The 10,831-nt window shown below is 63.9% G+C and carries 10 protein-coding genes; 5 read left to right on the top strand and 5 right to left on the bottom strand.

What is annotated here, in order from left to right:
* Positions 1-129: 129 nt before the first annotated feature.
* On the top strand, positions 130-1,053 hold the full coding sequence (locus tag IVB32_RS04410; RefSeq protein WP_085352554.1) for an MBL fold metallo-hydrolase: 924 nt from the start codon (positions 130-132) through the stop codon (positions 1,051-1,053).
* Positions 1,054-1,060: 7 nt separating this feature from the next.
* On the opposite strand, the gene IVB32_RS04405 is transcribed toward IVB32_RS04410, so the two are convergent.
* Both IVB32_RS04405 and IVB32_RS04400 read right to left on the bottom strand, forming a co-directional pair.
* A complete protein-coding gene (locus IVB32_RS04405; RefSeq protein WP_247369240.1) occupies positions 1,061-1,915 on the bottom strand; it encodes a DUF1499 domain-containing protein in 855 nt (284 codons plus the stop codon).
* 242 nt (positions 1,916-2,157) lie between these two features.
* The gene (locus IVB32_RS04400) at positions 2,158-3,786 is read right to left on the bottom strand and encodes a fatty-acid--CoA ligase (RefSeq protein WP_247369238.1); all 1,629 of its coding nucleotides are present in this window, start codon (positions 3,784-3,786) and stop codon (positions 2,158-2,160) included.
* A gap of 65 nt (positions 3,787-3,851) precedes the next feature.
* On the opposite strand from IVB32_RS04400, the gene IVB32_RS04395 reads away from it, so the two are divergent.
* A complete protein-coding gene (locus IVB32_RS04395; protein WP_247369236.1) occupies positions 3,852-4,973 on the top strand; it encodes an extensin family protein in 1,122 nt (373 codons plus the stop codon).
* A gap of 37 nt (positions 4,974-5,010) precedes the next feature.
* On the opposite strand, the gene IVB32_RS04390 is transcribed toward IVB32_RS04395, so the two are convergent.
* Entirely contained in the window at positions 5,011-5,697 is a 687-nt protein-coding gene (locus IVB32_RS04390; RefSeq protein ID WP_018456233.1) for a L,D-transpeptidase, read from the bottom strand.
* Positions 5,698-6,033: 336 nt separating this feature from the next.
* Here IVB32_RS04390 and IVB32_RS04385 point away from each other — a divergent pair, with 336 nt between their 5' ends.
* The gene (locus IVB32_RS04385; RefSeq protein WP_018456234.1) at positions 6,034-7,011 is read left to right on the top strand and encodes a magnesium transporter CorA family protein; all 978 of its coding nucleotides are present in this window, start codon (positions 6,034-6,036) and stop codon (positions 7,009-7,011) included.
* A gap of 610 nt (positions 7,012-7,621) precedes the next feature.
* On the opposite strand, the gene IVB32_RS04380 is transcribed toward IVB32_RS04385, so the two are convergent.
* Entirely contained in the window at positions 7,622-8,374 is a 753-nt protein-coding gene (locus IVB32_RS04380; protein WP_007607375.1) for an SDR family oxidoreductase, read from the bottom strand.
* 72 nt (positions 8,375-8,446) lie between these two features.
* Positions 8,447-9,088, bottom strand: a complete 642-nt coding sequence (gene pdxH, locus IVB32_RS04375; protein ID WP_247369234.1) for a pyridoxamine 5'-phosphate oxidase — start codon at positions 9,086-9,088, stop codon at positions 8,447-8,449.
* Between the two features lie 113 nt (positions 9,089-9,201).
* Here pdxH and IVB32_RS04370 point away from each other — a divergent pair, with 113 nt between their 5' ends.
* On the top strand, positions 9,202-9,603 hold the full coding sequence (locus IVB32_RS04370) for an RT0821/Lpp0805 family surface protein (protein WP_247290981.1): 402 nt from the start codon (positions 9,202-9,204) through the stop codon (positions 9,601-9,603).
* Positions 9,604-9,712: 109 nt separating this feature from the next.
* Positions 9,713-10,678 (top strand): J domain-containing protein, encoded by a 966-nt coding sequence (locus IVB32_RS04365; protein ID WP_247369232.1) that lies wholly within the window; start codon positions 9,713-9,715, stop codon positions 10,676-10,678.
* Positions 10,679-10,831 lie beyond the last annotated feature (153 nt).

Raw genomic sequence — 10,831 nt, 5'->3', positions numbered from 1 at the left:
ATGCGACTGAACTCTCCAATCGCGTCATGGCCGGGCTTGTCCCGGCCATCCACGTCTTAGACCACGCGAAGAACGTGGATGCCCGGCACGAGGCCGGGCATGACGAAGTCAGCAAGGTACGAGCAAGCCATGTCCGACAACGACGACGTCCCGTTCAACCGCGACTTTCCGCTGAAGCCCGGCATCGTCGAGGAAGTCCGCCCCGGCGTGCGGCGCGTGCTCTGTAACAATCCGAGTCCGTTCACTTTCACCGGCACGGTCAGCTACATCGTGGGCCGGGGCAACGTCGCGATCATCGATCCCGGTCCGGACGACGAGGCGCATGCGGCGGCGCTGCTCGATGCCGTCAGCGGCGAGACGGTGAGCCATATCTTCGTCACCCACACCCACCGCGACCATTCGCCGAACACCGCGCGGATCAAGCGGTCGACCGGCGCGCCAGTTTACGCCGAAGGCCCGCACCGCGCCTCGCGCCCGCGCTTCGAGAGCGAGAAGCACAACCCGGAATCCGGCGCCGACCGCGACTTCGCGCCCGATATCAGGATCGGCCATGGCGACGTGGTCGAAGGAGATGGCTGGCGGCTCGAGGCCGTGGCGACACCCGGCCATACCGCCAACCACCTCGCTTTTGCCTGGCCCGAGCGAAAATTCAACTTCGTCGGCGATCACGTGATGGGATGGTCGACCTCGATCGTGGCCCCGCCCGACGGCTCGATGATCGACTACATGGAATCGCTGGATCGTCTCGCCGCGCGCGAGGAGGATGTGTATTTCTCCGGTCACGGCCCCGAAATTCCAGAAGGCCCGCGCTTCGTGCGCTTCCTGATCCGTCACCGCAAGGCGCGCGAGGCCTCCATCCTGCACCGCCTTGCCAAGGGCGAGACCGACATCCCGACCATGGTCCGGGCGATCTATATCGGCATCGATCCGAGGCTCACCACCGCGGCGGGCTATTCCGTGCTGGCGCATCTGGAAGACCTGGTCGCCCGCGGCGTGGTGGCGACGGACGGCGATCCCGTGATCGGCGGGACCTATCGGATGGCGAACGCTTAGACTTCCGTCACTTCTTCACCGTCTTCGCCGGCGCCTTCGGCGGCGCCACCGGCGTCTTCTTCACCGGCTTGAGTGCGTCGGCATCGGCGGCGGTGTTGAGATCGTCGATGAATTTCTTCACGCGTGCGGCGTTGCTGCCGAGGTCGCTCTCGAAATAGCGCGAGGCGGAGCGGATATCGACGCGGGAATCCTCGCCGTCGGGCACGACCCGGATGGCGATGTCCTCGCGGAAACCCATGATCGGTGAGCGCGCCACCGCCTCGATGCGGCCGATGCGGCGCGGGGGCTGCGGCGCGCGCTCGTCGATGATCAACCATTTGCGCTTGTTGACCAGCTGAAGCGCGATCGCATAGGCGCGGTCGACTGAAATCTCGAGCTCGATCGGCTCGATATCGGGATAGAATTGACGCTGCTGCTCGGCCGAATAGAGGCCGGCATACACAGCGGTATTGGTACCATCGCCGGTGCGCAGGCGGGCCAGGGCGTCGAAGCGCGGCGGGTCGATCGGGTCGGTGGTGATGTCGTGGATCGCCGGCAGCTTGCGGTATTGCAGGCCGAGATAAGCGGGATAGGCGAGGATCGCGCCGTCGATCAGGAACGCAAGCAGGATGCGCGCCATGCCGCGCGAGCCGTTCTGCCAGATCGCGGCGAAGCCGGCGAGCCCGAACAGGATCGAGAGCGCGGCAATCCCGAGCCCGCCGAAGAAGGTCGCGAGCGCCGGCTTCATCTCCAGGAAGCCGAACCGGACGATGATGATCGAGACCACCACCGCCACCACGGCGAACACGGCCAGATTGCGCGCCCAGCTCGCGAGGCTGGAGACGGGCTCCGACTGGTAGGGAGCGGAAAACCTGCGGGCCATCGGGTCAGCTCTGCCGGGATCTTGGGGACGGTGCCGGCCGATCTGGCACGACGATGGGCCGTTGAGACCACGGCCCGCGGGCAAATTCAAGAGTTCCGCAGAAGGCTGCATCGTCATGGCCGGGCTTGACCGGCCATTCACGTCTTTTTGCCATGAGGACGCGGATGTCCGGGCCGTCGCCGCGCCGAAGGGGCTTTGGCCCCGCAGGCGGGACGAAGCCCGGGCACGACGTCCGAGATGGCCTACGCCGCCGCGTTCGGGAAGCGGTATTCCCTAAACTGATCGCGCAGCGCGGTCTTCAGGATCTTGCCCGTCGCCGTGTGGGGGATACCGTCGACGAAGGCAACGTCGTCGGGCATCCACCATTTGGCGATCTTGCCATCCATGAACTTCAGGATGTCCTCGCGGCTGGCCTGCTGGCCCTGCTTCAGCTGCACGATCAGCAGCGGACGCTCGTCCCATTTGGGATGGAACACGCCGATCACGGCGGCTTCCGCCACCGCGGGATGGCCGACTGCGAGGTTCTCCAGCTCGATCGAGGAAATCCACTCGCCGCCGGACTTGATCACGTCCTTGGAGCGGTCGGTGATCCGCATGTAGCCGGCTTCGTCGATGGTCGCGACGTCGCCGGTGTCGAAGAAGCCGTCCTCGTCGAGAATGTTGGCGTCGACCCGGTAATAGGCCTTGGCGACGGCCGGGCCGGCGACCTTGAGGCGGCCGAAGGTCGTGCCGTCCCACGGCAGTTCCTTGCCGGCATCGTCGGTGATCTTCATCTCGACGGCGAACGGCGCGTAGCCCTGCATCTGGAGCACGTCGAGCCGCGCCTCGCCGGTCGCATTCTGGAACGGCGGCTTCAGCGCCGCGACGCTGCCGATCGGGCTCATCTCGGTCATGCCCCAGGCGTGACGGACGTTCGAGCCCATGTCGAGGAAGGCGTTGATCATCGAACGCGGCATCGCCGAGCCGCCGCAGATCACCATCTTCAGGTCCGGCAGCTTCAGATTGTTCGCGGTCATGTGCTGGAGCAGCATCAGCCACACCGTGGGCACGCCGGCGGTATGCGTCACCCTCTCGGTCGAGAGCAGCTCATAGACCGAGGCGCCGTCGAGCTTGGCGCCGGGCATGACGAGCTTGGTGCCCTGCGACGGCGCGGAGAAGGCGATGCCCCAGCTGTTGGCGTGGAAGAGCGGCACCACGGGAAGCATGGTTTCGGAGGCGCTGGTACCGAGCGCGTCGACATTGTTGGCCATCAGCGCGTGCAGCACGTTGGAGCGATGCGAATACAGCACGCCTTTGGGATCGCCGGTGGTGCCCGATGTGTAGCACATCGCGGCCGCCGTGTTCTCGTCAAAGTCCTTCCATTTAAACTTGCCGTCGGCCTCCGCAATCCAGTCCTCGTAGGCGACCACGTTCTTCAGCGTCGTCTGCGGCATGTGCGCCTTGTCGGTGAGCACGACATAGCGTTCCACGCTTGTCAGCTTGTCGGCGATCTTCTCCAGGACCGGAATGAACGTGATATCGGTCATCACGATGCGGTCCTGCGCATGGTTGATGATCCAGGCGATCTGCTCGGGGAAAAGGCGGGGATTGACGGTATGGCAGATGGCGCCGATCCCCATGATGCCGTACCAGACCTCAAGATGGCGCCAGGTGTTCCAGGCGATCGTTGCGACACGGTCGCCGAGCTTGATGCCGTCGCGCTCCAGCATCTGCGAGACCTTGAGCGCGCGCTTGTGGATATCGGCATAGGTGGTGCGATGGATCGGTCCCTCGACCGAGCGCGTCACGACCTCCTGCTTGCCATGAATCTTGGCGGCGTGTTCGATGATCCTGTGGCAGAGCAGGGGCCAGTCTTGCATCAAACCAAGCATTCCGTCGTTCCTCCGAGAAGCCGCTGGGCGGATTGTCGCTCTCAGCGTTGGGCCAAAGAATTGTCATGAGTTTTAGCCTGCCCGCCTTTCGCCGCAAATGGTCTTATCGCGGCTATATGTCCGTCGGCGCGGCAATGGTTACCGTCGCGCTCGGGCTCGCGGATCGGGCAGAGGCGCGCAAATATGGGTCCCCGCTGGACATCTTTGGTATTGCGGCACCACGGCCGCGCGCCACGGTTCATTCTGCCAATATCTCTGGCAGGATCCCGCTCCCAAGACCTCGCCCCGAGGAGGCCCCCAAGGGGTCGGCCAAGGCATCGGACGAGGCTCCTGCGGAGACCGAAGACAAGCCTTCCGCGGACAAACCTGGCGCCGCCCAGCCCGCCGAAGCCGCGCCGCCGCCCGAGAAGCAGGCCTCGGCGTGCCGCCTCGCGCTGACCGAGGAGATCGCGATCGCGCCTTCGATCCCGGATATCCGCGGCCCCGGCGCCTGTGGCGGCGAGGATCTGGTGCGGCTCGAGGCCATCGTGCTGCCGGACAAGCGCAAGGTGGCGGTCAAGCCGGCGGCGATCCTCCGCTGCACCATGGCATCCGCAATCGCCGATTGGGTGCGCAAGGACGTGGTGCCGCTGGCCGCGAGCCTCGGCTCGACCATCAGCGATCTCGACAATTTCGACAGCTTCGAGTGTCGTGGCCGCAACCGCGTCGTCGGCGCCATGCTGTCCGAGCACGGCAAGGCCAATGCGATCGATGTGCGCGCCATCAAGCTCGCTAATGGGCAGTCGATCGGCCTGACCGACCGCACCATGCCGCGCGAGGTGCGCGAGCGCGTGCTGCATTCGGTCTGCTCGCGCTTTTCGACTGTGCTCGGCCCCGGCTCGGATTGGTACCACGAGGACCATATCCATCTCGATCTCGCGCAGCGGCGCAACGACTACCGGATCTGCCAGTGGAACGTCTGGGATCCGCTGCCGCAGGTTGCCCCGCTGCTGCCGGCGGAACGGCCCGAGGAGGCGCCGCCGCGTGAGGTCGCGGCCAAACCCGAAGCGAAGCCCGAGGCCAAGCCCGAGACGAAGCAAGGAATTGACGACGAGGCGGCCGAGAAGTCGGCTGCCTCCCCGGACAAGCCGGCGGCCGACGGCCAAAAAGCCCGGCCGCACAAGCCGGCAACAAAAAAGCGCCGGTGAAACCGGCGCTTTTGAATGTCAGAGATCAGGTACCTGATCAGTAGCTGCCCGCCTGGCCAGTTTGGCTGCCGCCGAGCGCAAGCCGTGAATTGTAGGGCGAGTCGCCATGCTTGGGCTCGAGCACCACAACGAGGGTGCCGACCTTGACGCGATCATAGAGGTCGATCGCGTCCTCGTTGGTCAGGCGGATGCAGCCCGACGAGATCGACGCGCCGATATATTCCGGCTGGTTGGTGCCGTGAATGCGGAACAATGTGTCCTTGCCGCCGGAGTAGAGATACATCGCGCGGGAGCCCATTGGATTGTCCGGACCGGGGGCGACGAAGGTGGGCACGCCCAGGCGCGAAATTTCGCCGGGGGTGGGGTGCCAGGCCGGCCACTCGGTCTTGCTGCCCACCTTGGCGATGCCCGACCAAGCCATGGCTTCTTCACCGACGGTGATGCCGTAGCGGATCGCCTTGCCGCCATCCAGAACGTAGTAGAGGTAATGGTTGTCGGAATCGACCACGATCGAGCCCGGCGATTCCTTGCGGTGGTACTCAACGATGGCGCGGCGGAACGGCTCTGCGACCGGGGTGTTCTCGTACCGAACCTTGGCAAGGAGTTCCTTGTCCTTCGGCTTGAAGGCCTTGGTGTCGGTCGCTTCAAAATGCGTGGCCTGCATGCAGCCCGACAGCATCAGGCCAGCGGCCAAAATACCCAGCGTAACTTTCAGCGACGACATGATTTGGTTCCAATCGACAACAACAAGCTTTCGTGGAGCTTGAGTAAGCCCAATTCCACGATTCCGTTGGCCCCATTATCGTTGAAATCTGCCACAATTCCAGCCTCACGACGCTTCTCCCGCGCTGCAAGACCTTACCTGTGGCTTTTCTGCCGCAAGTTTTGCGGGCCAGAGCCGATTTCTGGGCAAAACGGTCGTAAGTGTCGATTCCGTGCCACAGTTGGGCCATGGCGTCGCCACAAATGCAAACGCTCCGTTAATGTGCTTGTCATCATCAACTTGTCAGAATCGCGCTAAGCGCTGTCAGTCTGTCGCAGGCCCCTGCTGGAGTTGTGCATGTTTTCTGTGTTCGTTCCCTTCGAGTCCTCCCTCAAGAAGGCCGTCATCGAGGATCTCGCAGCAGTCCCGGAGCATGCGGTCTGGATCGACCTGGTCAACCCGACCGCGGCCGAGGACAAAGCCGTCGAGAAGCTCTCGGGGATCGCAATCCCGACCCGGGAGGACATGCAGGAGATCGAGATCTCGAGCCGCCTCTATATGGAGAACGGCGCGCGCTACATGACCGCGACGCTGATGTGCCAATCCGATACCGATATGCCGAGGACCACGGCGGTCACGTTCATTCTGGGCGACCACCGCCTGGTAACGGTGCGCTATGACCAGCCCAAGCCCTTTGCGCTGGTCGAGGCCAAGCTGGCCCGTTCCTGCACACCGGCCATCACCGGCGAGATGGTGCTGATGGAGCTGCTCGATGCCGTGATCGACCGCTGCGCCGACATCCTGGAGCGCTGCGGCGCCGAGATCGATCAGGTCTCCCATGACATTTTCGAGCCGGAGAGCGAGCGCCACGGTCACGCCAAGCAATATTCGCAAATCCTGATCTCGATCGGCCGCAAGGGCGATCTGACCTCCAAGGTTCGCGAGAGCCTGGTCTCGATCGGCCGCGTCGTCGCCTTCCTTTCCGCGGTGGTGGAGGGCGTGAAATGGTCGAAGGACATGCGCGAGCAGCTCAAGACCATGCAGCGCGACGTCGTCTCGCTGACCGATCACGCCTCCTATCTCTCTAGCAAGATCACCTTTGTGCTCGACGCCATGCTCGGCGTCGTCAATCTCGAGCAGAACAACATCATCAAGCTGTTTTCGGTCATGGCGGTTGTCCTGATGCCGCCGACGCTGATCGCCTCGATCTACGGCATGAACTTCAAGTCGATGCCGGAACTCGAATGGGTGCACGGTTATCCGTTCGCGCTGGTGCTGATGCTGATTGCGGCGATCGTTCCGTACTGGATCTTCAAGTGGAAGAAGTGGCTGTAATAGTGACCGAGACCTTACGCCGGACGCAGAGACACAGCGTCTGGTGTCGCAGAATAGAGCGGGATTGCGGCCGCACGGCGATGTGTGCTCGCCGCCCCAATTCCTCCGGTAAAATTTGAGCGGTGGGCTGAACGTTTGCGCGAAACTTGTCTGCGATAAGGAGCAGGTAAGCCGCGAGGAACAGCCATGGTTGAAAAACACATAACGACGCCCCCCAACGTCATCGATCTGGCGAGCTATCGCCACGTCGCGACGAGCGGCAAGGCGTCGTCGATGTCGGCACGCATGTGCCGGCACTGTGGTGCTCCGCTGCTCGACGGCGAGAACGACGACGATTGCTCGACTGCAATCAGCACGGCCGCTCCGCAGCCACGCGAGAGGTCACGTCGGATTCGACTCGATTGAGGAACGGAAGCTAAGGGCGATCCAGGTCTTGCGGCGGCGTTGTCTGGATCGCCTTGCTTCTCCGGCGTTACTTCCAACATCATCATTGCGAGGACCTCGCGACAAAATTGCGAAGCAATTTTGCACTGAAGCGACGAGGCAATCCAGACTGTCCTCACCGAGGCAGTCTGGATTGCTTCGCTTGCGCTTGCAATGACGCGGTAGCCTACACGTGCTGGCCGCCGTTGATGTGGATCTCGGCGCCGTTGACGTAAGAACTGGTGTCCGTGCACAGCACGTAGATGATCTTGGCGACCTCGTCCGGTGTGCCGAGCCGGTGCATCGGGATCTGCTGGTCGACGATCTTCTCGGTGCCCGGCGACAGGATCGAGGTGTCGATCTCGCCCGGCGCGATCGCGTTGACGCGCACGCCGACGCGGCCGAAGTCGGAGGCCATTTCGCGCGTCAGGGACGCCAGCGCGGCCTTCGAGGTGGCGTAGGCCGCGCCCGCGAAGGGATGCACGCGCGAGCCCGCGATCGAGGTGACGTTCACGACAGAGCCCTTGGCCGTTTTCAGTTCCTCGATCAGCCCGCGCGCCATCATGATCGGCGCGAAGAAGTTGACATTGAACACGTGCGTCCAGGTGTCGAGGTCCGTGTCGATCGAGCCGAGCCTGGAGCCGCCGGCCCCCTTCGGCGAGATCGCGGCGTTGTTGACCAGCGCATGCAGCATGCCGCCTTCGAGACGGTCGCGGATGTCGGAGATCGCGCGCGTGGTATCTGCGGGGGTGGCGAGGTCGACCTGGATATGGTCCTCAGGGCCCGCGTCCCACGGACAATCCTCCGGGAACGGATGCCGCGAGCAGGTGATCACGCGCCAGCCGGCCGAGGAGAAACGGATCACGGTGGCATGGCCGATGCCGCGGCTCGCTCCGGTCAGGAGCAGCGTACGGCGCGGCGCATTGGAAGGCTGCGGCATGAAGGTCTTTCAGGTTGGAGCATGATCCGGACCCGGAGGGGCTTTCCGAAAGGATCATGCTCGAACAAAACACTAGGGATACATCCGCGTCTTGGACCATTTCTGGCCGGCCGCGTCACGGCGAAATTCGATGCGGTCGTGCAGGCGGAATGGGCGGTCATGCCAGAACTCGATACGCGACGGCGTGATACGCCAGCCGCTCCAGCCCGGCGGCCGTGGCACCTCCCCGATCATGTGCTTGGCGGCGACCTTGGCGATCGCCTGCTCGAAGGCGAAGCGGCTCTCGAGCTCCTGCGACTGCTTGCTCGCCCAGGCGCCGATCTGCGCCTGCTTCGGCCGGGTCGCGAAATAGGCGTCGGCCTCGGCTTCGGTCACCGGCGTCACGTTGCCGCGGATGCGGACCTGACGGCGCAGCGACTTCCAGTGAAAAAGTAACGCCGCCTTAGGATTTGCGGCGAGTTCGCGGCCCTTCTGGCTGGCGATGTGGCTGTAGAAGACGAAACCATCAGTATCGAAGCCCTTCATCAGCACCATGCGCACGTCCGGCAGGCCATCGGGATCGACGGTGGCGAGCGCCATGGCGTTCGGATCGTTCGGCTCGCTCTTGATGGCTTCGTTCAGCCAGGCCTCGAACAGCGCAAAGGGCTCGTCGGCGGCGGTGAAATCACCGGATGTTAAGGGTGTCTGGTGTTTCATCGAGCTCGTGTCGGTCATGTCTGGGGTCCGAGTTGCGTCCTGCGGTCCAAAACGCGTCGTTGTCTGCTACCGCCCTATATAGGGTATGGGGACGCGTTGGCCTATCGGCGATCCGGCCATCCGGCTTCGTCATGACGATCATTCTGATCGGGCTCGGCGCCGGCGGCTGCAGCTTCTCCCGCAACGACAAGAGTGCCTACGCCAAGGCCGACGACAGCGACCTCACCGGCTCGATCGCAATGCCGGCCAAGGCGCCGACCGACACCGATCTCGCCTTCGCCCGCAACGCTGCCTCCGACGTCCTCAGCAAGAACGATAAGGATTCCAGCCAGCATTGGGAGAATCCGGAAACCGGGGCGCGCGGTTCGGTCACGCCGATCGCGCAATCCTATGCCGCCGAGGACGGCCGCAAGTGCCGCGACTTCCTGGCGAGCTACGTCAACGGCAGCACCGAAAGCTGGCTCCAGGGTGCGGGCTGTCAAAGCAGCCGTGGCAGTTGGGAGATTCATACGCTAAAGCCGTGGCGGAGCTAGGAATCGCTTCGCCAGGCTAGTTGCAAAAATACCACTCGCCCCCCACATGAGGCTCAGTTGGGGCGGGGAGCCCTTTGAACAATTCGATTTCTTGAAGGAGACGTGACGGATGCGCGACCCCTATGAGGTCTTGGGGGTGCCGCGGAGCGCCAACGCTGCCGCGATCAAGAGCGCCTATCGCAAGCTTGCCAAGAAGCACCATCCCGACAGCAACAAGAACGACCCGAAGGCGGCCGAGCGCTTCGCTGAGCTCAATACGGCCAACGAGATCCTCGGCGACGAGGATAAGCGCAAGCAATTCGACCGCGGCGAGATCGACGCCGACGGCAAGCCGCGCTTCCAGGGTTTTCCGGGCGGCGGCGGTGGGCCGCGCGGGCGCGCGGGTCCTGGCGGGTTCGAGAGCTATACGTTCCGCGGCGGCGGCGCGGGCCCTGGTCCGGGCGGCGGCGCGTTCGAGGACATCCTCAACAGCATGTTTGGCGGTGGGCCGCGTCCGCGGCCCGGGGCCGGCGGCGGTGCCCAGTTCGAATTCGACACCGGCGGGATCGGGCTCGATCTCGACGTCAATGTCGCCATGACCGTCTCTCTGGAGGAGGCGGTGAAGGGCGGCGAGAAGCGCGTCCGGCTGCCGAATGGCAAGGAACTCAACGTCAAGATTCCGGCCGGCGTCACCGAAGGCCAGCAGATCCGGTTGCGGGGGCAGGGCGAGAGCGCTCAGGGCCATCCGCCCGGCGATCTCCTGATCACGATCAGCATCGCGCAGCATCCGTTCTTCAAGATCGAGGGCGCCGATCTCAGGATCGACCTGCCGGTCACGCTCTACGAGGCGGTGCTTGGCGGCAAGGTCCGCGTGCCCACCCTCGGCAATGCCGTGGAGCTTTCGGTCCCGCAAAACACCTCCAGCGGCCGGACCTTCCGCCTCAAGGGCAAGGGACTGCCAAAAGCTGGCGGAACCGGGGATCTCTTCGTCACCGTCAGGATTATGCTACCGGACGGGAACGACGCCGAGCTGGAAGCATTGATGCAGAAGTGGCGGGACCAGCACCCCTACAATCCACGTAGCGGGTTTGGCTAAGCGTGATCCGGAAAATATGAAGGGGTTCTCCTAAAGACTGAGAGCGTCGTCCGTCGAGATGATGCTCATCATATGCTTGAGGCGTGGTAGCCCTTCTTGGTCCACGTGCTCGATGTGTCGGCTGTCCGGCGGGGCAGCCGATAAAAAGGTGCG

Origin of the sequence: Bradyrhizobium sp. 23, assembly GCF_023073295.1 — a bacterium.
Lineage (GTDB): Bacteria > Pseudomonadota > Alphaproteobacteria > Rhizobiales > Xanthobacteraceae > Bradyrhizobium > Bradyrhizobium canariense_D.
Note: the sequence above shows the minus strand (reverse complement) of the source record. Positions and strands in the feature narration are given on the sequence as shown.